This window comes from Desulfitobacterium sp. PCE1 (assembly GCF_000384015.1).
GTDB lineage: Bacteria > Bacillota > Desulfitobacteriia > Desulfitobacteriales > Desulfitobacteriaceae > Desulfitobacterium > Desulfitobacterium dehalogenans.
Genome location: NZ_KB913023.1, coordinates 296365 through 321938, shown reverse-complemented (window position 1 = coordinate 321938; position 25574 = coordinate 296365). Strand labels below are relative to the sequence as shown.

At 45.7% G+C, this 25574-nt stretch carries 22 protein-coding genes; 6 read left to right on the top strand and 16 right to left on the bottom strand.

From position 1 onward, the window contains the following. Positions 1 to 112: 112 nt before the first annotated feature. From DESPCE1_RS0101590 to DESPCE1_RS0101555, 8 genes are read right to left on the bottom strand one after another with little or no spacing between them, the layout of a single operon-like run. Positions 113 to 1213 carry a glycoside hydrolase family 5 protein gene (locus tag DESPCE1_RS0101590; RefSeq protein ID WP_014792295.1) on the bottom strand — a complete coding sequence of 367 codons (1101 nt, stop codon included), beginning with the start codon at positions 1211 to 1213 and terminating at the stop codon, positions 113 to 115. Beyond that, positions 1210 to 3561: a glycosyltransferase family 2 protein gene (locus DESPCE1_RS20915; RefSeq protein ID WP_019849257.1), complete on the bottom strand. Its 2352-nt coding sequence runs from the start codon at positions 3559 to 3561 to the stop codon at positions 1210 to 1212. Before DESPCE1_RS20915 ends, DESPCE1_RS0101590 begins: the two co-directional genes overlap by 4 nt. A 1-nt stretch (position 3562) precedes the next feature. Beyond that, entirely contained in the window at positions 3563 to 4405 is an 843-nt protein-coding gene (locus DESPCE1_RS0101580) for a ComEC/Rec2 family competence protein (RefSeq protein ID WP_156831317.1), read from the bottom strand. 29 nt (positions 4406 to 4434) lie between these two features. Beyond that, positions 4435 to 5655, bottom strand: coding sequence for a hypothetical protein (locus DESPCE1_RS0101575; RefSeq protein WP_019849255.1), 1221 nt, complete (start codon positions 5653 to 5655; stop codon positions 4435 to 4437). Positions 5656 to 5701: 46 nt separating this feature from the next. Next, positions 5702 to 7135: an MBOAT family protein gene (locus DESPCE1_RS0101570; protein ID WP_014792291.1), complete on the bottom strand. Its 1434-nt coding sequence runs from the start codon at positions 7133 to 7135 to the stop codon at positions 5702 to 5704. An 11-nt stretch (positions 7136 to 7146) separates the two neighbouring features. Beyond that, entirely contained in the window at positions 7147 to 8754 is a 1608-nt protein-coding gene (locus DESPCE1_RS0101565; protein ID WP_019849254.1) for a CotH kinase family protein, read from the bottom strand. 11 nt (positions 8755 to 8765) lie between these two features. Then, on the bottom strand, positions 8766 to 9446 hold the full coding sequence (locus tag DESPCE1_RS0101560) for a DUF4956 domain-containing protein (RefSeq protein ID WP_019849253.1): 681 nt from the start codon (positions 9444 to 9446) through the stop codon (positions 8766 to 8768). 50 nt (positions 9447 to 9496) lie between these two features. Then, positions 9497 to 10198 carry a polyphosphate polymerase domain-containing protein gene (locus tag DESPCE1_RS0101555; protein WP_019849252.1) on the bottom strand — a complete coding sequence of 234 codons (702 nt, stop codon included), beginning with the start codon at positions 10196 to 10198 and terminating at the stop codon, positions 9497 to 9499. Between the two features lie 301 nt (positions 10199 to 10499). On the opposite strand from DESPCE1_RS0101555, the gene DESPCE1_RS0101550 reads away from it, so the two are divergent. From DESPCE1_RS0101550 to DESPCE1_RS0101535, 4 genes are all read left to right on the top strand, one after another. Then, entirely contained in the window at positions 10500 to 11570 is a 1071-nt protein-coding gene (locus tag DESPCE1_RS0101550; RefSeq protein ID WP_019849251.1) for a nitrilase-related carbon-nitrogen hydrolase, read from the top strand. Positions 11571 to 11727: 157 nt separating this feature from the next. Beyond that, positions 11728 to 12402 (top strand): Crp/Fnr family transcriptional regulator, encoded by a 675-nt coding sequence (locus tag DESPCE1_RS0101545; protein WP_019849250.1) that lies wholly within the window; start codon positions 11728 to 11730, stop codon positions 12400 to 12402. 65 nt (positions 12403 to 12467) lie between these two features. Further along, positions 12468 to 12899, top strand: coding sequence for a DUF3830 family protein (locus DESPCE1_RS0101540; RefSeq protein WP_019849249.1), 432 nt, complete (start codon positions 12468 to 12470; stop codon positions 12897 to 12899). A gap of 154 nt (positions 12900 to 13053) precedes the next feature. Further along, positions 13054 to 13806: an aspartate/glutamate racemase family protein gene (locus DESPCE1_RS0101535; protein WP_014792284.1), complete on the top strand. Its 753-nt coding sequence runs from the start codon at positions 13054 to 13056 to the stop codon at positions 13804 to 13806. Between the two features lie 227 nt (positions 13807 to 14033). Here DESPCE1_RS0101535 and DESPCE1_RS0101530 read toward each other — a convergent pair whose 3' ends face one another. From DESPCE1_RS0101530 to DESPCE1_RS0101505, 6 genes are all read right to left on the bottom strand, one after another. Beyond that, entirely contained in the window at positions 14034 to 14831 is a 798-nt protein-coding gene (locus DESPCE1_RS0101530; protein WP_019849248.1) for a fumarylacetoacetate hydrolase family protein, read from the bottom strand. 191 nt (positions 14832 to 15022) lie between these two features. Next, positions 15023 to 15769: an aspartate/glutamate racemase family protein gene (locus DESPCE1_RS0101525; RefSeq protein WP_014792282.1), complete on the bottom strand. Its 747-nt coding sequence runs from the start codon at positions 15767 to 15769 to the stop codon at positions 15023 to 15025. A gap of 61 nt (positions 15770 to 15830) precedes the next feature. Further along, positions 15831 to 17159, bottom strand: coding sequence for an MFS transporter (locus DESPCE1_RS0101520; protein ID WP_019849247.1), 1329 nt, complete (start codon positions 17157 to 17159; stop codon positions 15831 to 15833). Positions 17160 to 17607: 448 nt separating this feature from the next. Continuing rightward, positions 17608 to 18975 carry a dihydropyrimidinase gene (gene hydA, locus DESPCE1_RS0101515; RefSeq protein WP_019849246.1) on the bottom strand — a complete coding sequence of 456 codons (1368 nt, stop codon included), beginning with the start codon at positions 18973 to 18975 and terminating at the stop codon, positions 17608 to 17610. Positions 18976 to 19046: 71 nt separating this feature from the next. Further along, positions 19047 to 19709, bottom strand: coding sequence for a GntR family transcriptional regulator (locus DESPCE1_RS0101510; RefSeq protein WP_019849245.1), 663 nt, complete (start codon positions 19707 to 19709; stop codon positions 19047 to 19049). A gap of 216 nt (positions 19710 to 19925) precedes the next feature. Beyond that, positions 19926 to 20849: a ketopantoate reductase family protein gene (locus DESPCE1_RS0101505; protein ID WP_019849244.1), complete on the bottom strand. Its 924-nt coding sequence runs from the start codon at positions 20847 to 20849 to the stop codon at positions 19926 to 19928. Positions 20850 to 21066: 217 nt separating this feature from the next. Here DESPCE1_RS0101505 and DESPCE1_RS0101500 point away from each other — a divergent pair, with 217 nt between their 5' ends. Together DESPCE1_RS0101500 and DESPCE1_RS22225 are read left to right on the top strand one after the other, a co-directional pair. Beyond that, on the top strand, positions 21067 to 21519 hold the full coding sequence (locus DESPCE1_RS0101500; RefSeq protein WP_242835413.1) for a hypothetical protein: 453 nt from the start codon (positions 21067 to 21069) through the stop codon (positions 21517 to 21519). A gap of 87 nt (positions 21520 to 21606) precedes the next feature. Beyond that, a protein-coding gene (locus tag DESPCE1_RS22225; RefSeq protein ID WP_085938402.1) for an IS3 family transposase occupies positions 21607 to 22967 on the top strand; the annotation gives its coding sequence in 2 pieces (ribosomal slippage) (positions 21607 to 22063 and positions 22063 to 22967; 1362 coding nt in all). Between the two features lie 82 nt (positions 22968 to 23049). Here DESPCE1_RS22225 and DESPCE1_RS22220 read toward each other — a convergent pair. Both DESPCE1_RS22220 and DESPCE1_RS0101480 read right to left on the bottom strand, forming a co-directional pair. Next, positions 23050 to 23208: a FeoB-associated Cys-rich membrane protein gene (locus tag DESPCE1_RS22220; protein WP_019849242.1), complete on the bottom strand. Its 159-nt coding sequence runs from the start codon at positions 23206 to 23208 to the stop codon at positions 23050 to 23052. 4 nt (positions 23209 to 23212) lie between these two features. Next, entirely contained in the window at positions 23213 to 25480 is a 2268-nt protein-coding gene (locus DESPCE1_RS0101480; protein ID WP_019849241.1) for a FeoB small GTPase domain-containing protein, read from the bottom strand. Positions 25481 to 25574 lie beyond the last annotated feature (94 nt).

Genomic DNA, 25574 nt, shown 5'->3' with positions numbered 1-25574 from the left:
GTTTATTTGGGTCAAAAGCTGACATGGAAAATCAATCTCTTTAGAGAATTTAGGCAACTATTGCTATAGCCACCCAAAATCGGATTCGTGTCCGATTTCGGGTGGCTATTGTTCACCGATTTACCAAGGCCTGCACCAGTTTGGGGAATCGCCATGTTCTCGTGTATCTATCGTATAAAGAGTATGATATTTCCTTGCCGGCATCTCCACCCGCATCCCACCAAAGGCACGAGATACCCAGCTTTTTCGCTTTCTTCAAAATATAATTTGCCCATATGATCCGCTGCTGTTCGTTGTCCTTGTCAACCGCCCCGAATTCCGTAATGATTACAGGAATCTTTTTATCAATAAAAAGCCTCTTGAGATCCGAAAATAGCTGATCAATAGCTTCGGTGTCCGCAGGGCTTTCCGGGGTAAATACATCCGTTCCGGATGAGCTTTGGGCGAAACGATACGGCGTATACAAATGTACCGATAAAATCATTCGGCTTCCTTTCGGCAAATAAAAACCTTCAAACGCTGCCGTTTCTGCCCGCGCACAGTAAGCAGGCAAAAGCAAATACCGCTTGGCGTTTTCTCCGCCAGCCGAACGCACCGTTTCTACAAACGCCACATTCAGCTTGTTTACCACATCTCTAGCCGCAGGGGTACCAGAACCCCATTCTTTATCCGTTCCAATCAGACGCGGCTCATTCATACTTTCAAACATCAGCCGTTCATCATAGCTTTCAAACCGATGGGCAATTTGCCGCCATAACGCCTGCATCATTTCTTCGGCGCGTGGAAGATTCTCTTCATCTGGGTAGTACCACTGGTCGTGGTGGGCGTTAATGATCACATAAAAGCCGGCCTCCAATCCATAGTCCACCACCTGCTGCACACGATCCATCCAAGCCTCGTTTACCTGGAGGTTATCATCCATGTGGTCCTGCCATGTCACCGGAATGCGCAAAACAGAGAAGCCCGCTTGCTTAATATCCTGAAGCATCTCCTTGGTGGTAATGGGGTTGTTCCAGTATGTTTCATATATGGCAGGATCACTGGTTTCAAAATGCAAATCATAGGGCTCCAGGGTATTGCCCAAGTTCCAGCCCACACCTAAACTCTTCACAAAGCGCAAATCCTCTTTTGCCGTCCAACCCGATATCAGAAATCCCCCCAACATCACGATTAACAAGACCACCACGAATCTGAAGCACTTTCCTGACTTCATTGCTTTAGTCCCCCTCCTTGCCCCTGTGGCGCACCCAGAATATTGAGAGCCAAATCAGAAGAACGGGCGCTTGGCATGGACTTGTTTCCTAACACACTCTCTTTGCGCAAAATCTGATCCACCCACTCCCTCAGCAGACGGCTGGCCTCAGCGTTATTGTGAATATCGTCATAATTTGCCACGGCATATAATTTTTTGCCATCTTGCACATCCCGCTCGTAGCGGCACAGCAAAGCAAGCCCCTCCACTGGGTGCAAATACAGCTCATTTGGCAGATCCGGCGAATCTGTCACCACATATTTGTAGTTAAAATTAATGAGGTGAACCGGCCCATAGTCTGAATGGATGGTTTCATCCATGTTGATACGCGGATAGCGACGGTTTTGATAGAATACCCCTTGGGTACGGCGGGTGATGTTACGGCGAATATCATTGTAGCTCCCCTGCGCTTTTTTTAGGTCGGTGGGCAGAGTCGGCACACGGTCATAGACAATTTGGAGGTACTGGCTTTTGCTATCCCCGTAGTCTGTGATAAGGAACGCGTATTTCCAGCCACCTGGAATAGCGCTCACATGGACAATTCGCCCTTTCAGCTTGGCTGAATATCTGTCGGTAAGCAAATGCAAATTGACGGTTTCGTTTTCGTCAATATCTGTCGGCTTTTTCAAAAAAAGAGCCACACCAGTTTCAGAGAAATCCGTGGTTTCACAATGAATAACACCATGGGCGTTCGTCCCCAGACGACATTCCACCACAGCCGCCACCCGCTCGCTCATGCGGTAGAAATTGCGTCCAAGAGTAAAAAACAGTGCCATCACCAGGTTGAACAGGTTGACCGACAACCAAAATAAAACCACGATGGGCGATACGGTTCCGCTTTGGAATATCATGGCGGTACAATTGATAATACCAATCACCGACAGGACAGCCAACAGCACAAAGGGAATAGCGTACAGGACGGTTGTCGCTTTTTCGCTGCGTACCCTTTCCTTTTTCGTTACACGGAATTTCTTCAGAGAAATGCCAAAGAACTCCGCAAGAACAGGAAACAGCATGAATGGGAACAGAACAGTTTCGTATATGCTGGTCCATTTGGTGGTTCGTATGCCCCGGCTCAGCATACGCAGTGTAATATTGCTGGAAATGTACATAGGCAGCCAGAAAATCAGCACCTCCAGCAAGGTGCACTTGATGACCATGAACCCAAAGACAGCGAATAAAATGGGGGACATGATATAGGACAGCCGTTTCAAGGGTGCATACCAATACCAAACAGAGGCCCAATAGTTGGCTTTCTGCCCAAAGGAAAGCTCTGGTGAAAAGATAATATGCATTTTACGTCCTGTTTGAATACACCCGCGCGCCCAGCGGATTCGCTGCTGAATCAAGTTGGGCAGGTCGGTGGGCGATAACCCACTGGCCAAAACTTCATTGATTGCATAGCAGACATATCCCTTTTTCTGCAACAGGATGCCGGTGGCGAAGTCCTCCGTGATCGCCCCTTCAAAGAAACCGCCGATGTCCTCAATAGCAGCACGGCTCAGCATGGTGTTGGAGCCGCCGTAAATGACGCTGTTGGAACGGTTGCGGGACACCTGCACATCTTTGTAAAAGTAATCCTGCTCATTAGGGATACGGTTCTCTGAATACAAAAAGAATTGAAATAAATCAGGATTGTAAAAGCTTTGGGGGGTCTGCACAAACCCCATACGGAGCTTCTTGCCGTCCTCACGGGAGGCATTTTGCAGATCGGCGTCCACAAAGTAGGGGACACAGCTCATTAAAAAACTGTGCTGTGGAATCATATCCGCATCCAGTGTCACAATCAACGGTGCACTGGTTACCGACATGGCGTTGTTCAAATTGCCGGCTTTGGCACCCTTGTTGTCCTCGCGGCAAATATAATTGATCCCCATCTCCATGGCCAACTGGCGGGCCTCAGGGCGGCGCCCGTCATCACAGAGATGAATATGCACCTTGGATTTGTCCGGGTAATCCAGATACTTACATCCATTGATGGTTTTATACAGCAGATCGATGGGTTCCGTATAGGTGGCAATAAAGATATCGACATCGGGGAACAGATGCAGCGGCACTTCGGGTACCGGGTGATTTTCAATGCGATGCATGTTGAAATAGTGCACCAGTGATTCGAGTGCGCCCAAAAACTCTACCACGAGCAAAGACACACCTGCAATGATGGAAATAACGCCATATTCTATGGGTAGGGTATACCGAACGCGCCAGTACAGGTAAATTGCATTCAAAACCATTGTCAGAATCATCCAGGACCGGTAACGAAAGGCTTGGGACCGGCTTGTTGCATTCATTTGCTTCTCAGCTATCATCTTAAGGCCTCCTTTCAACATACACCATGGTTTTTCCGTCACTAACAAACTGTTGTGTTCCGTCTCCTGTGTAAAAAATCCGTGCGCCTACTTGTTTTAGGGCATCTTGGACGGCTTGGTCGCCGTCAGAAGCAGTGATTACGGCGTACTGCGGCCGCAGCTGTTCAATCAATAAGCCTGAGGACCGGCTGGCACGTCCATGGTGCGCCACCTGATACAGCTGCACGGCCGGCCAATGGATCTGCATCAATTCGTTCAGCCGCTTTTCCTCCGCATCCCCCGCAAAGGCCATATCCACCTTCCCATGCTTTATCCAAAGGGCCAGAGAATAATTATTATCCTTCCGGTAGTGCTTCTCCAGCGGCGGATACACAGTCATCTGCATTTGGCCGCAGGTAAAGCTTCTGGGGCGGGTGGGGTAAATCTGCGCTACCCCCAGGGAATCAATGGTTTGCCTCAAGGCGCCGGCCAGGACATTTTCCTTGGCATAATACGGCTGTATCACATAGCGTACTTCAAACTGCTCAAGAAGGGCGGGAGCACCCCCAATATGATCCTGGTCGGGATGAGTCAACACAAGATAATCAATCACGCTTACCAGCTGTTCCCGCAAAAAAGCCGTGATAGCTGGGGCGTCCACTTCTTCCCCAGTATCAACCAGAATGACGGCCTCACCCTGTTTGAGCAGGATGGCGTTAGCGTCGCTTTTGGTCTCGATGAAGAACACTTCCACAGAACCTTCCGCCGTAGGACCGACATTTACCCGCCACACAAAAAAGAAGGCGGCCGCAAGTATGGTCAAAAAGAGGGAAAGTCTCAAGGCGAAACCTATTTTTTTAGCCATAACCATCTCCTCTCCCCCCATAAAGCAAATCATCGTTTAAAGAAAGGGAACATATCTGCCCCAATGCTCTGAGCCTCACAGGCTACTACCACTAACGAATACTCGCCACTTGCCACAAGCTTTTCCATGCTGGCCGCGTCATTTGAAGCCACCACCCGCGCATCCACTTCACCGCACATCAAGGCCAGATAAGCGGCGGTCGTCAGGAAAGTGCTGTCGCACAGCAGCAGAACCTTTTCTCCGTCCGGATTGCGGTGATTCACGATGTGCACCCGTGTGACGCCTCCCCCGAAATATGTTTTAGAAGGGTTGTCATAGCGCGGGTCTCCTACATTCAGGTAATCCATATTCAGCACGGATTGGGAAAACGGGCCGCGGCGAAGGATATTTTGGGAAGAAATCTCCAATGTCAGGTCGGTTTCAAAGGCCGGAACTACTGCTACAAAGTCGTCCAAACCGGAAAAAGGCATGCCTGCGCTGTGTCCGTAATCGCCCAACAGGATCTGGGGATAGATGTAGGCTTCATAATTGGCTAAATCGCTGTAGAATCCATCTGAATCCAGCTCAACACCCAACTTATCCTTTGCCGCATCGGCAACGCTGCCCGCTGCAAACTGGGCGGCACGCGCTGTCCATCGGCTGTCGGTGCGGTAATAGTAGTCCGTGTAGTCAAGGGGTGCTGTTTTGAAGCTTTCGCGCAAGTCCAGATTGCTCACGTGGTAGGCCAATAAATCCAAAAAAAGCTCATCCAGATTACGCAGACTGGAGTGATCCGGCAGATAGCCCTCCGGCATTTTCGTGGTGCCGGGCACAAACTTGCCGGTGGTTCCCACAAACAACACCTGTGTCCCCTTGAGCGCAGCTGCTTGCCGCAGTTTACCCAATCGCCGGGCATATTCCTCAATATTGGGATCTATCTCCTGATAGAGGTTGGTTCTCAGCAGATAGCCATCGTTGTCTTTCACAATGAAAAAAGTGCCGATTTCCCGTTTGCCCTGCGCCACCAGGCCGATTGAGTATATATCGCGTATCTCCAGACGGTATGGGAGCTGGTAGCGGATGGCGCTCTCCATTTCTTCTCTAAGGGAAGAGGGGGTGCGCCAGCTTTTCAGTGGGTCATAAGCCGCCAATGTGCCAAGCACACTGTCATATGTAAACCAAAGGGAAAACCCGCTTGCTCCAATTAGTACAGTTAACATGAGTACGGCTGCTGCGATTTTATGCCAATGCGCCTTTGGGGAATTATCCATGTGATCCGCCTCCCTTCCTTACCTGGCTTCACCTTCTGTGATGTGTCTAATATACAGGCGTGATCACTGCCTTGTTTTGAACAATAAAGACCATGCACACTATCAGCAGCCCGGCAATGAAGACCGGGTAGAGGATAGCCGACAACCTCCAAAGAGATTTTCCTTTACCAGGCCGTTGTGCCAAGGCGTTCCACTTGGGCGCCAGGGGTATTGCAAACACTACACCAAGTCCGAGGGGCATCCAGTTCTCCCTTAAAAACACGGGGAGCAGGGTGCTCCAAAAACCGTTGTTGTTCAGCCCCAACATGGAGGCGAAATATTGTCCCGCAGTATACAGAGAAGGGCTTCGCAACAATACAAATCCGAGCAGCACTGCAAGCAGCGTGTATACATGCTTTAAAAAGCGTCCCGAAATGCGCTCAGCATAACCAAAAAAGTGTTCTGCCAGCAAGAGAAGAAAATTCCATACACCCCAGAATACAAAGGTCCACTCAAAACCTCCGACAAACAAAGCAAACACTATCCATGTAATAAGCAGATTCCGTATCACAAGGTCTTGATTTTCCGTCCTGGGAAGGAACCCAAAAACATATTTCCGGAACCAGGCCAGGGGTGTGATGTTCCAACGGCGCCAGAAATCCGTCATATTCGTGGCTACGAAGGGATAGCAAAAATTCTCCGGCAAATCAAACCCGAACATCTCCCCCAGACCAATGGCCATGTCGGCAAAGGCGGAAAGTTCATAATACAATTGCAGGCCAAAAGCGAACAGCCCCAGCCAGGCCAGGCTTACCGGCAGTTGTACTACGGTATTGTCCATGGCCGCTTGGGTGAAGATGTAGTTCACCAGATAGGAAAGCTGATCTGCCAGCAAAAGCTTTTTCGCAAGACCTACCACAAATCTGCACAAACCCCGGCTAAACTTGTCAATGGTATGTTGGCGTTCAGTGAACTGCCGACGCATCATCCCATAATCCACCAAGGGACCCAAGGTGATCTTAGGAAAAAAGGCCAGGTGCAGCCCCACATAAAGGGGGTTTTTCTCGGCAGTTACCTCGCCACGGTAGACATCCAGGCAGTAGCCCACCGCCTGCAAGGTGTACCAGGCAAGCCCCAAGGGCATCAGAACCTGAAAAGAGGGTGCCACACAACCAAACCAGGAGGGAAGAAAGGCCAGCATTTGGTTTATCCATTGAAATGCCAGTAAAAGCAGCACATTCATCCCGACGGCTATTCCGGTCAAGGCCTTGCTGCTGTGCCCTTTCTTTTGCCGGGTCGCGATGGCCAAGCCCATGGCATAATTCCATGCCATAGAGAGCAAAAGCGCCAACACATAGACAGTCTGGCCAAAGGCATAAAACACCAGGCTGGCCAGCAGCAGTATGACATTTTGCGCGGGCCGGTAAAAGAAGAAAAGGAAGTACAAAATCAAGCAGGTGGGTAAAAAAACAAGCATAAATGCCAAGCTGGGAATTGGCATAACTAAGCCTCCTATTTACGAGATGCGTAGAAAGCGGGGATGAGGAATACCAGCACGGTCACCAACAAAAGTAAGGGAGAATATATGGAAAGCCCGGTGTTTACGATAGTGGATTTTCGCAATATCCGGAGGTAAGGGCCTATGGCTGCGGCGTGTTGTGTAATGCTGGTTTTCAGCCTGTATACCTCCTGGCGGAATTCATCCGTATTTCTTACCAGTTCATGGTTTTCCCCGTAATTTTGCATGCTGTATCTGTTGAAAGTTGTGTACACATGAGCCCACCGGGTCCACTCTCTGTCGGTGGCTGGGCCCAAATGAGCTACAATGGCATCGATGGTGCCGAGATAGTTCTCATCGGAAAGGGGCCCCCGCCTAAGCTGGGCATATCGTTTTTCCAGCTTTGCTAAAAAATCCGAATCACGTATCAGCCGGTCGAACCATGGCTTGATCTGAAAGGCTGTTACATTCACATTCAAAGGTTCGGATTTGTAATTGTCCATTGCGTTATCCAGATCCCATACCGGACCCATATACAGCTTGCCGCCCACCTCCTTGTACATATAGGTGGAGTTGATACCCGCGTCGTAGCTGCCGAAAAATTCATTAAAAATAAAATAGTCGATGAAAGAATCCACATCGATATAGCGGGGGTAGGTAGAGAAAACATGCTCGTCGTCAGAATACAGAACCTTTTCAATCCGGCTGATGTCTCCTGTGACAAACTCGATAGTTTCCTTTGTAGCGTTTTTCATGGTGGGATAGATCAGCCCCAGATAATGTTCGTTCAATTCATCAGGAGTAAATCTCAATCCCTTTTGCGTGGCCCAGGTGTCCAGGATAGTGTCATCCTCTGCAAACCGATCGCGCCGGACAATGTAGGACGGATAGGGATCGGAGGATTTTGACTCTGAAATAGCAACGCGCTCCTCACCCTGCTTGATGCTTTCAATCAGCAGATACACACCCTCGTAATAATAGCGGCCATTCTCGTGGTACACCACCTCGCAGTACCGTGAATCCGGTGTAAAGGGCATGAATTGTGAAGCAAGGCGGTAGGAAAGGTAATTTCGCATCATGCTTTTGTCAGCCATGGAGCCGTTGAGCACCCATTCGCATTCCGCTCCAAGATCCAGCAAATCCAAAAAATTGTCTTGTCCGGATTCTGTCTGCAGCTTGATTAAATACTGGGCTTTTTGGTACAGCATCGAGCTGTTGCCCCTGCGCTTAATGGCGATGGGACTTACATGATCCGGCTCGCTCTTCAGGTTGTTGAGGCCGCCGGTGTCAATCACGTGGATACTCCCGTAGCGGTAGGGTTCTACCCCGGGAATGAGTTGGAAAACGCCATCTTCACCCTGCTGGGTGCTGATGGGCGGACGCTCGTTCCCGGTATCGATGACAATAAGAGGTAGATGGGTGGAAAAGGTGTCGTCCACGCTCCAATCCTCTTGGGATATTCCCTGCATGACGTTTTCGGTTTTGGGCGCCGCTGGCAGCGGAGCATTGTAAGAGTTAGGATGCTCTGTCCGGTGCGGTACTGCGGTCAGAAGACTTAAACCGAGTACTGCCAAAAGCAATGCCGCTATTGAAATGACAGCTATCTTCCGCTCGTTTCTCATGGACATGTCCCCTATCGGTTGATTTCGTCATTTTGGCTGATTAAGTTTACTGCCGTCATACCTTCTATTTTATTCAGATAGGAGGTAAGGGAACCGATCTGTTTCTCCGCCTGCTGCACCTGTTTTTGTGATAACTCATAGATGTGTTCAATGAAGCTCTTCGAGGTGTTTTTCACTTTAAATTGAGCTTTGCCGCCGAAGATCTGATCAATGGCCTTTTCCAGGGCCTGTTCGGCAACACTTTCTCCCCGCAGCACAAGCAGATAACGGTCGTTGCTCTTTACCGCCCCGAACATCAGCATGAACAAGAAGATGATGCCCGAGCCGATGGCAGACAAAAGATACTCCTGAACGCCACAACAAACACCCACAGCGATACCCCAAAAGATATAAGCAGTGTCTCGCGGATCCTTAATGGCCGTGCGGAAACGGACAATGGACAGGGCCCCTACCATACCCAGTGAAAGAGCAATATTATTGCCGATTACATTCATCACCAGCGTGGTGACGAGGGTGAGCATAATCAGCGACACATTGAACTTGGCGCTGTAGACGGCACCCGAATGGGATATGCGGTATGAGATGAAAATCATCACGCCCAAGATTCCGGCAATCAAAAAATTCAAAAGAATATCTTGTAATGTAAGGGCACCGGTACTCGCCTCCAGCCCAGCCAGCAATTGGTCTTTCATCGTTATGTAGCTCCTCCTCTATAGATAAGATAGTGCAACACAATCGGGTTTTACTCTAAACTGTGGGTCATAAAACGCGACATGACATACTTGCTGTAGGATACGGGCACTTTGTCAATGTCATCCAGCAAGTCCTTAATATAACTAAATAAGAAATTATTATATTTAACCTCCAGGGTTACATCATCAGGCCAGCCCACAGGATACAGAAAGGCATCGTCTCTATACAAATCCAAATATCCTTCCGTTGCCATAAGTTTGCTGTCGAAGGTAATACGGATATCGTTGGCCGGAACAATAAAGGCATACCGTCGGTATTGTACGATGCATTTGGGCCGATACATTTGCTCACTCATAAAACGGTACAGCTGTTGGGCAAGAGGGAGTTGCATCCTAGCCAGGGATGTATAGTCTCCAGTAGACAAGTGAATAGCCATCTCCCGCGGAATCGTGATGGAGCGCTTGTGCTGCCAAAAACCCTGTTTCTCTTTCAGCTCCAACTTTGCTGTGGCAGCTTCAGGCGAATAAACGCGCAGTCGTATTTTTCTGCGGCTTTCAAGGCCATCTTTTTTTTCTTCAAGATCACGATTCCAAAGCGTGTCAAAATAGAGTGACCGCACAAGATACCCATCAGATCCATTGTGGGGATCACCCTGCAAAACCTTGCCTATGTATTGCTTTGCTCTCGATGCATTGTCAAACGCAACCCGATATTTGATCTCCCGCCTGCGCACATCATGTATATTACTCATAAAAAGCCTTCCCTTTATCTTCTATAGATTGTGAGATATCCAGTGTGTCAATATATAGCCTTAGGCAAAACACCCATCTTTAAATTATAGCAAATTAGCCTGAATCGGCGCTTGAAAAATCTGAACTAGAATGCTCTTCTAATGGACAAAAAAAGAAAATTTTAAGTACTTTTTTCTTTTTTGAATATTTTTTAGCATCAAGTAAATTCAAGAAAATTTAGACAACTGTTACTATTGTAACATACATAAATAAATCCTTGTGCTAATCTAAAACCAAGAAGTGCACAAGGAGGTAATATCAATGATTGAGCAGTATATGGCCTTAGCCATACAACCTACCATGCGTGGTGCAGAAAAAAGGGAGGATATCAAACGGAATATTGCCCACATCTCAGATGTCATCGATGCCGCAGTATGGTTAAGCGGAATTGAAATGCCGGTAAGACTCATTACTATTCCAGAAGGTGCTCTGCAAGGATTTACTGATGAATTATTTGATTGGGATCACCAATACTATGTAGATCATATGGCCATTGATATTCCTGGTGAAGAAACTGAACTTCTTGGCAAAAAAGCTAAGGAATACAACGCCTATCTCATAGCTCAGGCCAAAGTAAAGCACCCTGAGTTTCCCGGCCGCTTCTTTAATTCTGCTTTTTTGATTGATCCGAAAGGAGAAGTCATTCTACAAAGTTACAAAATGCAGGTTTTCTGTCAGGAACATTCCACCGTTCCCCATGATGTGTGGGACAAATGGATAGAGCTTTATGGTTATAAATTAGACTCTTTTTACTCCGTAGCCGACACAGAAATCGGCAGAATCGGCCTCTTGGTGTGCCAAGAGGGGGATTACCCTGAACCGGCGCGAGGACTCGCCATGAACGGTGCGGAAATCATCTACCGGTCCAGCGCTCCTGAACCGGCAGTAGCCAATGGGTGGTGGGAACTTCAAAATAGAGCCCGGGCTTTGGACAATACCTGCTATGTGGTGGCACCTAATGTCGCCACCTATTATCCCTCCCAAGCAGCCGAGCTGTCTGTCGACACCTTCGGCGGCCAATCCATGATCGTCAACCACCATGGAGAAGTGATCTCCAACCATAAGTATGGTTCAGGAAGTTCCTATGCCGGAGCTATTATCGATATTGAATCTCTGAGGGAATACCGCGAACGTTCCCTCTTCGGAAACTGGATGAAAGACTTGCGTACTGAGCAATTCAAACTCATCTACGAAGAGCCTCTCTTTGAAAAGAATCTATGTATGAACCGCGCTCCCTTAAAACACAAAGACACCCACGAGATTTACCGCCAGCATGTCCGAAAATTGATCGAACGCGGTATTTGGGTCGAATCCGCTCGGTCTAAAAAATAATCCACAATCTCTCATTATGAATCCATAAGCTTAAAGGAGGATAGCTTCGGGTCAAATCCCGAAGTTTCCTCCCTTTATATTTTTCCCGAAAATTGACGTTTTGCTTCCCATTATTATTGTACAATATAATTGTAACGCAATGATTGGGGGTACGATCATGAATTACATCGTTCCAAATATCTATTCTCAACCAACGGATACAAACCTATGGAATATTCTTTTAAGCAGTGGGATACCAAGACATTATCAAAAAGGCGAATTCGTATTCGAGAAGAACCAGCCCAGCAACGGACTTATTTGCCTGAAGAAAGGCAAGGTAAAGGTCTCCAGCTTTTTCTCTGAGGGAAGTGAAAAAATCTTTGGCATCCTTGTCGCCCCCGCAATATTTGGGGAAACAGAAACCCTGGACCAAGGCCCGCGCATGGTCTCGGCAACCGCTCTAAGCAAAGTTGAAGTTGTCGCTATTTCTGGGGATAGAATGAAAGAGCTTATCTATGCCTATCCAGAAATTGCTTTATATATTATTCAGTCCATTGGGGTTAAATTAAGATGGACAACCTTACAAGCTGAAGATTTGTCCACTCAAAAAATCGAGTACCGGCTGGCAAGATTGTTATTGGATTTCAAGCACTATGGTATTTTCACCAGTAAAAATAACGATAACTGCCTGATGATTACCCATGAAGAACTGGCCCACTTTATTGGCACAGCACGTTCCAAAGTAACAACCTATCTTAACGAATTTGCCCAAAAAGGCCTTATCCATCTCAAACGGGGAGAAATAACGATTCTTGACACGGCAGCGCTTAATAAGTATGCTCATAAGAGTTAAGACCTGTAAGGGGCCCTTCATCGTCATAGAATTGATATTGAAAAAATGAGGAGGTTGATAAAATTATGAATCTAGTAAAAATTACTGCCGGTGGGTTTAACTTCATTGCACGACTTGAGGAAAAAGAGGCCCCCCAAACTTGTGCGGCATTTAAAAAGCTTCTGCCATTTAAAAACAAGATTATCCATGTTCGGTGGAGCGGAGAGGCCGTTTGGGTTCCCTTAGGCGATTTCAAATTAGGAGTGGGCTATGAAAATCCTACCAGTCATCCTGCCAAAGGGGAGATCCTTTTATATCCGGGTGATATTAGTGAAACAGAGATTTTCATCCCTTATGGAGGGGCTTTTTTTTCAAGCAAAATTGGGCAATTAGCAGGAAACCATTTCTTAACGATCATTGAAGGGAATGAAAACTTAGGGAAATTAGGCCAAATTGTTCTGTGGCAAGGGGCTCAAGACATACTCGTTGAAGACTATTCGGCTGCCGAAATCCATTAATGCAACATGGAGAAAAATTTAAAGAAAATATTCAGAAACATCAAAAACAAAAGAGGATTTCGAAAAGAAACGGCGAAAACATATATCAAACATTGTCGACAAGCGACTGTCGCGCGTCGGTCATTCCCTATATTTTTAATGGAGGGATACTCACATGAAAAAAACTATGTTTGATCCTGCAGAACAAAAGAAGATTGGAATGCTGACCCCATCTTCAAACACAGCCCTGGAGCCTATTTGCTCAAGAATGGTTTCCGGCTTAGAGGATCTTGTTACCATGCACTATTCACGTTTAGAGGTGACAAAGATTTCTTTGGAAAAAGACGCTTTATCTCAGTTTGATCTCGATCCATTTCTACGTGCCTCAGAATTTCTCGCCCATGCCGATGTTGATGCAATTGCCTGGAACGGAACATCAGGTGGTTGGACAGGCTTCGAATTCGACAGGATGGTATGTGAGAAAATCACCGAAACGACGGGGATCCCAGCAACCACCTCCATGCTTGCTATGCTGGAAGCGTTTGAGGAAAACAATGTAAAGACTCTCCACATGGTTACTCCTTACATCCCTTCCATCGATGAGCTCATTGCTAAACAATTTGAAGAAAAATGCGGTTACAAAGTCATTAATTCTCGTGGCTTGAATCAAACCGTTAACCGTTCTTTCAGTTTAGTTACGCCGGAACAGATTGATGAGATGTGTAAAGAAGTCAGCGTTGATGCCGCTGATGGAATCAGCATCATTTGTACCAATTTAAGATCCACTTGGCAAATCGAACAGCTCGAAAGAGATTATGGCATCACTGTTTACGATAGTACCGCAGTCACTGTATGGAAAACCTTAAAAATGGTCGGTGTAGATCCTGGTGTCGTTAAAGGCTGGGGTAGATTATTTGAGGCAAAATAAATAGCCTCTCGGAATGAAAAGGCTGAAAGAAAAGACAACTTTTGCAAACGGTTCGGAAAGGGGCGAATTCTACAGGAATTCGCCTTTTTCATTCTCCTCGCGATGGATACCCTTGCCTTAAGCTCATGGCTGGTCGCTACATATCCCCATAACGGACTTTCGTCGTCTAGTTAATCGCCATGGGTGGCGTACAAAAACGCCTTTGACCCTCCCTGCTCAAATACATGCTATTTATGGCGTGGTGCAAGACTCCAGCGTTCCGAGCTTACTTTACAAGTGTTCATTAGCTTGCCGATCTCTGATATCTCTATTTCGACCTTATCATTAACATCTAAGGACGAACCGTAACCACCAGGTGTACCTGTTAAAATAATATCTCCGGGTAACAGCGTTGTAATGTGAGAAACGAAACTTACTAGGTACTCTATGCCAAAGATTAAATCAGCAGTAGTACCTTTTTGTTTTTGCTGACCGTTTACAGAAGAAGTAATCATTAAATGATGGGCATCAATTCCACTGACGATCCAGGGCCCCAAAGGGAGAAACGTATCGAAGGACTTTGAGCGGGCCCATAGGATGTCGGCCCTCTGCAAATCCTTTGCAGTTACATCATTAGCGATTGTATATCCCCAGATATATTCGTGAGCTTCCTCTTCAGGCACTAGATGCGCTTTTTTCCCTATGACAATGGCTAGTTCCGCTTCAAAGGCTAAATCCTCTGTCATTGCCCATTTGATGATATCATCTCCTGGATTTGTAATGCTTGTCGATGGTTTTATAAATAAAAGAGGTTCTTTAGGCCATTGTGCTCCTGGCTCGAGGACTGTGTCTTTATAATTGAGACCAACACAGACTGCTTTTGTAGGGTTACAAGGGGCCAATAGCTTAAGGGAGGAAAGATCATGTTCTATTCCGGATTCTTTAAAATCGGAAAGCTCCTCACCGATCAGCTCTGCAACTATATCACCTTTGACTAATCCGAAGCAAATCTTATTACCATTATTAAAACGAACGTACCGTTCCATCGGACACCCCCTGCATATAACTACTGGCGCACTATCCTATATGGTGCTTCCATAATCTTTTTCAATCTGATGTCTTCTAAACCCAAAACCACCCTTAAACAAATTGCCTCAAGGGCAGTGTTAGAAGAGGGGGTTATGCATAATCGTGGCAAAGGATTCTAGCAAAAGTATGCTAGAATCCTTTAGTAATATTAGCGTGTGCGATCCAATAGTGCGGCTAGAGCTGCCGGCAATCCCTTATTCGGCTTCAGGGGGGGTTGAGCAAAGCTTCCTTTCACTGCGTAGCCAGGATTTAGTGCAATAAGCGATTCGCAATGACGCACTGCACTAGACACTCCGTCCACTACAGGCACTGGTAACTGTCCTTCAAGGCTACGAGCAAGACCTGCCAGAGGCGCTCCCGCCAGTATGATAACGTCAGCACCATCCTTCTCGACCGCCTCAATCGCCAACTCTTTTAAGCGCTCAGCATGATCTTCCTGTACAGTACCGATATTACGCAGTGTGTCATTCAAAGACCGTATGCTTGCAAGACGGGTCGTCAGGTGACTACGTTCGACAGTTTCCAGATACCACGCCTTAATCCGCGAGGAAATAGCAATAATGGAAAAACGCTGACCTAAAAGACACGCCGATGCTAAAGCGGCTTCCGTCATTCCCACCACAGGAACGTTGAGCATTTCTTTGATCCCCAAGAGCCCGGGATCACCAAAAGCGTCAATAATTACACCATCATATTCCCCCTGGCGTTCAGCTGCAACGCACGCCGCAGCATACCCGCCAATAAGAGCCTCTATGCGAGTTTCAATATACTCTACGCCAAAAGGTGCCGTTGCGAACAACAATTCAGTTTCTGGAGAAGCTACACGTCTTGACTCTTGTGCAATAAGGTTTGTAACGCTTTCTGAAATATTTGGATTTATGACTAGAATTCGCATTACATTTCACTCTCCTTTCTTCTCGAAGACATACGCACACTTGGCCCGATATGGGCTTGACTCAAGCAACACCGATTTTCTTTTCATAGTTGATGAGTGAACCAGCAACAGCAAGGAGGATACCTGCAGCAACGAAGATCAGAAGACCTGCATGGAACGATCCAGTGAATTTTACAATTAAGCCGATGTAGATTGGAGTGATAACCCCTGCAATGTTACCAGCGAAGTTCATGCATCCACCGAGTACACCGACATGGTGACGTTGCGCGATGGCTGCCGGAACACTCCAGAAGATACCTGCCCAGCGCAAAAAGAACAATGCAGTAGACAACAAAACAATAGCCATGGTTAAGGAACTTGCTCTTGTGAGGAGGAAGATAGAAGCTGAGGTTGCAAGACCTGCTATGCCAATGCAAGTTTTCATAACCGTGTTATATTTACCACCCACTTGACGCCATTTGTCAACGAGTTGACCACCAATAAGCTCGCCCACAAAGCCACATCCAAAGATGAGTAATGTAGAGAAACCAATAGCCTTAATATCAATGCCCTGAGTCTGAGCGAGGAAACTTGGTCCCCATGTTAACAGGCCATAGAATACGGTATTGAAGGAGAACCAACCTAAGCACATACCCCAGAAACTTTTGTTGGATAGGTATGTGGATGTTTTAAGCTCCGTCTTGGTTTCTTTCTGAGCTTCTTCCTGTTCTTGAGCTAGGTGACTTTGGATATATTCACGTTCAGCTTGATTAACTCCCTTGTGGGTAGCTGGATTTCCTCTAAGGATATAATAGCAGATAACGCCAAGAATAATTGTCAATAGACCGGCACCTATAAGCGCCCCACGCCAACCACCAAACCAAGCCATGAAAGCAATAATGATGGGTCCGCCAACAGCTGTACCTAATGGAGCACCACTATCGATGATTGTCGCTCCTCTGGCTCTTTCTTTACTTGGAAGCCAAACACCCTGCAATTTTGCTCCGGCAGGCATAATTGGAGCTTCTGTAACTCCGAGGAGAACCCGGAAAAACATCAGGGAGCCGGCGCTGTTTACAAAACCGGTCAAGGTTTGTGCGATTCCCCAGCCCACCGCCGAGCCAAGCACTACTTTCGACGGGTTAACCCTATCAAGAAGGAAACCAGAAGGAATTTGCATTAGGGCATAACCCCAGAAGAAGGAACTGAGAATAACTCCGACAATTGCAGGATCCAAGTTTAAGTCCTTTTGAATCGCAGGCATAGCAATAGATAAAACCGCACGGTCAACATAATTGATAGTGACAAGTACCAACATAGCAATGAAAACGTACCAACGTACATTCGTCGGTTTAACGTTACCCACTAGAGTGCTTTTGGATTCATGATCTTGCTTTGATGCATTCGACATGTTCCTAACCTCGCTTCTTTCAGTTTAATTTGTTGGTGGTAAATTGCTAGTGCTCTTTGGTTTCTTAAAAGCTTTTAGAATCAAATTTGAACTCGAGGGTATGAGTGTATTCAGTTCTACTCCTTTCCCAAACTTCTGTATACGGTAGTTTATAGACTGTCGACAGTATATATATTCTTTGTTCTTCGCAATAATCCTTCATAAATTTTAGCGAATTCAGAAAAAAAATTTCATTTACAATATTGGGAGTAATGGCTTCATTCTAAATAGGAATATGGGTTAATCCCTGTTGCGGATTTTCCCTACAAGTTTAATAATGATGTCCCCATGATATCATGGATTAATGTTTAAAACCGAGTGAAGCTGCCGCTTTCTCGGTTTTAAACATTAATCCAATAGGTTTTGAGGAGGAGTTAATTAATGGTGCGGAGTTTTACACTTTACCGGTCTAGCTTTTTAAAGTTTGACGAGCTATAAATTTTCCATCCCCTGGCTCGCCAACATATTTTCCTTCGTCAACAATCAGTTCTCCTCGCAGCAGAACCTTATCGACCCGGCCTTTCATCCTCAATCCTTCATATGAAGTGTAGTCGGAAGCCTGATGCTGCTCCTTTGCCGTAATCGTCCATTCTATCGCCGGGTCAAAGATCACAAGATCGGCATCGCTTCCCGGAGCAATCGTTCCCTTTTGCGGAAATAAGCCAAAAATCTTCGCAGGTTTTGTTGCAATAAGATCAACAAATCGCGAAAGATCTATTCCCCGTTCGGTTAAGGTATGATACATCAGGGTAAAACGCTGTTCAATTCCCGGCCCCCCATTCGGGATAAGAGTATAATCATCTTTACCGAGTTGCTTATGAGTAGAATAGTTAAACCCATTGTGATCTGACGAAATAATATCTATACCCCTATTCTTAATACCTACCCATAATCTTTCTTTTTCCTCTTTGCTCCTCAACGGGGGTGATATGACATATTTGGCAGTTTCGAATTCGCCTTGCCGATATTCATCATCGTCCAAGACCAGATAATGCGGGCAAGATTCTGTGTGAATCGGGGCAGGAGCTTGGGCACCAGTTATGATATTAACTCCCTCCAGATTGCTGACATGGGCAACGAGCATAGAACATTTAGCGGTCTTCGCCAGCGCAATGGCCCGATTAATCGCTTCATTTTCGCTGATTAAGGGGCGGCTCAGGAAATGATAATAGGGTTCAAGTTGTTTTTTCTTCTTATGTCCGTTTTGCAGGGATGAGATAATCGCCCCATTTTCCGCATGAACACAGGCCAGTCCACCTAAACGAGCTAATTCTTCCATAAATTTAAGCAGTTGTTGATCATCCAAGGCTAAATCATTGGCCATAAATAGTTTATAGGAAGTAATGCCGGAATCGATGAGGTCTTCAATCTCTGCTATCGTCTGCTCATCCGGATTGGTTACGATGACATGAAACCCATAATCAATAGCAGCTTGGCTCTCGGCCAAGGCATGAGCACCATCGATACTTTCATGCATGCTCTTGCCATATTCCTGTAAGACATAATCAAGAATCGTAGTGGTCCCGCCTAGTGCAGCAGCTATCGTTTCCGTATCATATCCTGCTGACAAACTGCCATCAGAACAAGGGACATTCATATGGACATGAGCATCGATTCCGCCTGGAAAAATGAGCTTATCCTGAGCATAAATCTTAACATCGGCCTCACCTCCGATGTTTTTCCCGATACAGGCTATTTTTCCATCTTCAATTAAGAGATCTGCTTGGCAATATTCTGAGGAGGTAATTATAGTACCATTTTTAATAAGAGTTTTCATTTCCTATACCTCCGTACACAGTTCATTTCTTTACTTTGATTTTCCTGTCAGTTATTTTTGGGGGACTCATTTTATTTCTTCAATACGTTTTCATAAGCCAAGCTATAGAACCCAAAGTCGTTCGTAATATGAATTCTTAATAATCTCTCGGCCTCGGCCCCATTTCTTTCCGTAAGAGCTTTTAGAACCTCTTCATGTTCATCCAGGTAATCCCCTTCTCTCTGGTAACATTCAAACTCTGTTTTCCGCGAAAGAATAATGAGTGAGCGAATTTTTTCAATGATTCCAATCAAGCGTCTGTTGCCGCTGCTCTGAATAATAATATCGTGGAATTGAGTGTTTGACTCGACAACTTTCTCGTAGGCATTTTTATTATGATAGGCCCGAGCTTGTGTCACAAGGTTGCGCAGGGAATCCAAATCTTCGGTCGTTAGTTTATCTGCAGCGATTTTGGCAGCGAAGGGCTCTACCGCCATTCTGCATTGATAGATTTCTTCCATATCCGAAAATTCCATCGGGTTAACAACCAGTCCAGTAGACGTAACCACAACCAATTCGTCCTGTTCGAGCATGCGTAAAGCCTCTCTTACAGGACTGCGGCTAACTCCTAACTCCTGAGAAATTTTGTTTTCATAAAGTCTTTCCCCACGGCTAATCTCACCATTCAATATTTGGTTTTTAAGAATCTCATATATTTGAAGATGAAATGGCAGGCTTTTCGTTATTGCACTCATAATATCCTCCTCGAGTTCCATGTCGACAGTCTTCCAAATAAATATATTCGTTATTTTTCCCCTAATTCCTGCCTATTCATCCCCTTTTTGTATACAGAATCTCTCCCTACAGCGGTAAGACACTATTCGTAGGTCATGGCAGCTTATACTTTCCGATCTATCTAAAAAGCCCCGTAGTAAATCTACTACGGGGCAATCCATAGACCTATAAAAATCTTACCCTTCACTCCCCATCTCATAAGGCTTAATCAATCCATACAACGTTTCGATGGTGGGCAGTTTCATATGCTTTTTACCAGCCAGACGGATCGCGGCGCCCTGAAGGCTCTCTACTTCCAGAAGCAATCCTTTGCGCATGTCCTGATGCATGGAGGATGTGGAGCCTTTTGCGTATTTCGGCAGACCCTCCACATTTTGTTCCACGAAATCCTCGGATAAAGCTACTCCGTAGGCATCGGCCAGACTTTTCATCTCTTCCAGGGAATGGCGGTAGACTTTTATCGTGGCCTCATGAGCGCAGATTAGATCCGTGGTGAGATCTCCGGCGGAGGTGACCCCGGAGAATACGGCGATAAAGGCATACTTACTCCAGATTTCATTCAAGATATTCTCCGTATATTTTACCTTGATGTTGGCCTTCGACATCGCTTGTTCCAGCTGCAAGCAAAATTCCTTACCGGAGGGTTCCAATTCTCCGAAGATGATCTGGTGGATTTTACTGGTATGATGAATGGTTCCTTCTGAGTCGAGAGTGGAAATAATTTTGCAGACACCACCCAAAACATTTTCCTGCCCAAACTCCTTCGCCAGTATTTCAAAATGCTCTACCCCATTGAGAAACGGCAGTATTTTGGCACCCCGATTCACTAAGACCCTGAGCTGGGGAAGACTTGCCGCCAGTTGGTAGTTTTTCAATCCCAGCAACACTAAATCACAGGCAGGAATATCCTCCGCATTAATGGCTATCTGAGGAGTCTCAAGGGTTAGATCCTCTACCACACTCTTAATCACCAGGCCCTTTTCCATCAGCTGAGCGGCCCGTTTCTCACGTACTAAGAAAGTTACATTAAGTCCGCTTTCCGCCAATCTTGCGCCAAAGTATCCTCCGGTAGCTCCTGCACCCACTACTGTTATGTTCATAGCCTCTAGTCCTTTCTTATAACTTTTTCGATAGATCGATTTCTCTATATTCTATTTTACTCAAATCTTCAGATATTGAAAGATTAACCTGATCTGACCATAATAATGTCCTATTGAGGAAAAAAAGGTATTTCAAATTACTAAGAAGAATTTATAAGCTTAGTCGTAAAAAGCAAATACTCTTGCACTACTTTAAGGAGGTTTTTTCGTGAAGAAAATGAAAGGGTTGCTATGGATTGCTCTCCTGTTCAGCATCTTGGCCTTTACCGGATGCATGGGCTCAGATGATCAGTATGCCCCCGATAAAGCTGTCATAGAAACCTTAGTCAACGACTACTTTACAGCTGCCTTTAACATTGATTACACTACCTGGACCGGTGAAAATGAGCTCCCCTTTTTAACTCCCGACCGGGCAAAGATCATGCAAGGACTCTTTGCAGATTTCAAACAGTCTTTCATAGATAATCAGCTTACTCAAGAAGTGGATGCTGTGGAGGTTATACGTGTTAATATTGAAACCGAAACCAGCGGAAATGTATACTGTATCGTTAAAGTATCAGGTTACGATAATGGCTCGGCCTATAGGGAAACCATTGAGTATTCCATACCAGTCAAAAAAATTGAAGGAAAATGGCTCATTGATGATTTCAAAATTCAATCCATTGAGTAGTTTTTCCGCCAACAAAAAAAGCCAGAATAAAATTGAACTGCACCCCAATTGTTAGACATCCACTAACAGTTGGAGGTGCTTTTCTTTATGGCCAAATTTACAGTTGAAGAGAAATTAAAAGCTGTAAAACGCTATTTATATGGTAAAGAAAGTCAACGAGAAATCTCAGCATCTATCGGGGTGCATAATTCCAATCTTCAGACATGGATTAAACAGTATCAATTTCATGGAGAAAAAGCTTTTGAAAAGAACTATACATCGTATACTTTAGAATATAAACTAGACGTACTTAACTATATGAACAAACAAGGGACGTCTATCAAACAAACGGCTGCAATCTTTAACATCCCTGCACCTTCCACGATATTAAAATGGAAGCGACAACTAGAAACGCAGGGATTAGACGCCCTTGAACTAAAGAAAAAGGGGCGTCCACCCATGAAAAAAAGAAATAATAATATAGAAAAAAATGAGACTCCGGCCGAAGGATCAATAAAGGCATTACAGCTGGAAAATGAACGTTTACGTATGGAGAACGCCTATCTAAAAAAGTTGAATGCCTTAGTTCAAAACAAGAAAAAATCACCAAACAAGACAAAGTTCAAGTAGTCTATGAATTAAGGCAAGAATTTTCGGTGAAAGCACTTCTCCAGCTTGCGGATATTGCGCGTAGCACATATTATTATTGGGTCAAAAATCTGGATCGTTCTAATCCAGATGCAGAACTGAAAGTATTGATTCAAACAATTTATGACGATCATGAAGGCCGTTATGGGTACCGTCGAATTAAAGATGAATTAGAGAACCAAGGACAAAAGGTCAATCATAAAAAAATTCAACGTATCATGAATGAATTAGGCTTAAAATGCCTTGTTCGTATGAAGAAATATCGCTCGTACAAAGGGACAGTGGGTAAGATTGCACCTAATATTTTAGAACGCAACTTTAATGCTGAAAGGCCAAATGAGAAATGGGTTACGGATATAACGGAGTTTAAATTATTTGGAGATAAATTATATTTGTCCCCGATGCTGGATCTATTTAATGGTGAAGTTATTACTTATACAATCGGTTCGAGGCCAGTCTATACCCTCGTTTCTACGATGCTAGATCAAGCATTTGAACGGTTAACGGATAGGAACGGGCTCTTGATTCACTCTGATCAAGGGTGGCACTATCAAATGAAGCAATATAGCCATGCCCTTCAAGAACGTGGTATTACACAGAGTATGTCTCGTAAAGGCAACTGCTACGATAACGCTATTATTGAAAATTTCTTTGGTATTATGAAATCGGAACTTCTTTATTTAAAAGAGTTTAAAAGTGTTGAACACTTTAAGCAAGAACTTGCTAACTATATAGATTACTACAACAACAAACGAATTAAGTCAAAATTAAAAGGCATGAGTCCGGTACAATACCGAACTCATGCCCAACAGGTTGCCTAATAATAAACCTGTCTAACTTTATGGGGTCACTTCAAATCTGGCTTTTTGCATTTCATTGATAGGTTTTCCCGCCGCAATCTTTTTATTTCTTAGCTTGATCCGGTGGGTTTGAATGCTTGCAGGAAGTGCAGTCTCCCCCGCAGCCCCCGCATGGGTTATCCTTTTTCCTCCAGATGGAACGTATGGCCGCCAAAAATCCCACCATGATGAGCACCAGAAGAAAACTACTTAATCCATCCATCGGTCTACACCCACCCTATCATTATACCAAAGAGATTGACTAATAGGGCCACCACCCAAGCGATAACACATTGTATAACCACTACACCCACTGCCCATTTTCCGCCAAGTTCACGCTTTACAGAGGCGATGGTCGCCACACATGGGGTATACAGCAAGGTAAATACCAGAAATACAATGGCTGAGAAGGGAGTGAACATACTTGACAGAGAAGCGGCAGATCCTCCCAATAATACGGTCAAAGTGGAAACCACGCTTTCTTTAGCCATGAATCCCGTGATAAGAGCCGTCGAAATCCGCCAATCTCCAAAACCAAGAGGTACGAAAATCGGAGCAATCATACCCGAAACCAAAGCCAGCAAGCTGTCCTGGGAATCGGAGACCACATTCAAGCGCGGGTCAAAATACTGCAGGAACCAAATAATAATCGTTGCCACAAAAATCACGGTAAAGGCTCTGGTAATAAAGTCCTTGGCTTTGTCCCACAGAAGCTGCCCTACATTCTTGAAACCTGGCATGCGGTAATTGGGAAGTTCCATAACAAAGGGGACCGGTTCTCCTTTAAACATCGTTCCTTTTAAAAGCAAGGCAAAAAGTATCCCCACCACGATTCCGGTAAAATACAGCCCGATCATCACCAGGGCTCCGTACCTGGGGAAGAATGCCGCCGTAAAGAGAGCGTAAATCGGCAGCTTAGCAGAACAGCTCATAAAAGGAGTCAGCAGAATGGTCATTTTGCGGTCCCGTTCGGAAGGAAGGGTCCTGCTGGCCATAACCCCGGGAACAGAGCACCCAAACCCGATCAGCATGGGCACGATGCTACGGCCGGAAAGGCCGATTTTCCTTAAAAGCTTGTCCATGACAAAGGCCACACCGGCAAAGATACCGTCAATAATCAAAGAGTGGACAACAGGGTTAATCCCGTAGGCGGTCAAGCCGAGATCCACCACCCCCGACAGCCAGGTGATTCCCATGTCTAGGATATCCGCTAACCAGGTGCCGATCACACCAAAGGTCAGCCAGAAGACCAGACTCATAATCCCCACAAAAGCTGGAATGGCTGTAAATTTCCCTGTCAGTACATTATCAATGGCCACACTTCGGGCGTATTCCTTGCTCTCTTTAGGCTTAACCACCGTTGCATCGCATATTTCTTTGATGAATTTGAACCGCATATCCGCAATGGCTGCCCCATGATCCAAGCCTCTCTCTTCTTCCATCTGTTGAATGATATGGTCGAGAAGTTCCAGCTCGTTTTGATTCAAATCCAGCGCTTTGAGAATCTCCTCATCTCCTTCGGCAACCTTGCTGGCAGCAAAACGCAGAGGAATCTGAGCCTGTCGCGCATGATCTTCAATCAGATGGATGATGGCATGGAGACAGCGGTGAACAGCGCCGTTATCGTGTTCCGGATCGCAAAAGTCCATCCTTCCGGGCCGTTCCTGGTTTTTGGCCACATGGATGGCGTGATCCACCAGCTCCTGGATTCCTTCGTTTTTGCTTGCCGCGATAGGGACAACAGGTATTCCCAGCCTATTCTCCATTTCGTTAATGTGAATAGAACCGCCGTTTTTCCGTACTTCATCCATCATGTTCAGGGCCAGTACCATAGGGATGTTCAGTTCCATCAGCTGCATGGTAAGATACAGATTTCTTTCGATATTGGTGGCATCCACGATGTTGATGATCCCCTTAGGCTTGTCCTGAAGCAAAAACTGACGGGTCACCAGTTCTTCATTGCTGTAAGGGGACATGGAGTAGATTCCCGGCAGATCGGTGACCAGAGTATTGGAGTGCCCCCTGATGACGCCATCTTTTCTATCCACCGTCACTCCCGGAAAGTTGCCCACCCGTTGATTGGAACCGGTCAATTGGTTAAATAGGGTCGTCTTACCGCTGTTCTGATTGCCTGCCAGGGCAAAGGTAAGGAGCTCGCTGTCCGGCAGGGGGTTGCCATCCGCTTTCGTGTGAAATATTCCGGTCTCCCCAAGGCCTGGATGCTTGACCTGTTCCCTCTTCTTAGTTCTTTCCGATAATTGTTCCACCTCATCAACCGGTAGGATTTCAATTTTTTCTGCATCGGCCAGGCGCAGTGTCAATTCATAGCCGTGTATGCGCACTTCCATAGGGTCTCCCAAGGGTGCCAGCTTTACCATCGTCACGATGGCACCGGGAATGACGCCCATATCGAGAAAATGCTGACGCAGGGCCCCCTTCCCGCCTACGGAGACAATAGACGCGCTTTGGCCTGTTCCTAATTCATTAAGCTTCATAATAATCTCCTAGCCTTCTTTTTTGAGCATCTTTGACTGGTATCTCTTTTTAAATCTTAACGACTCTTTTCACATTCCAACCTCATTTACATTC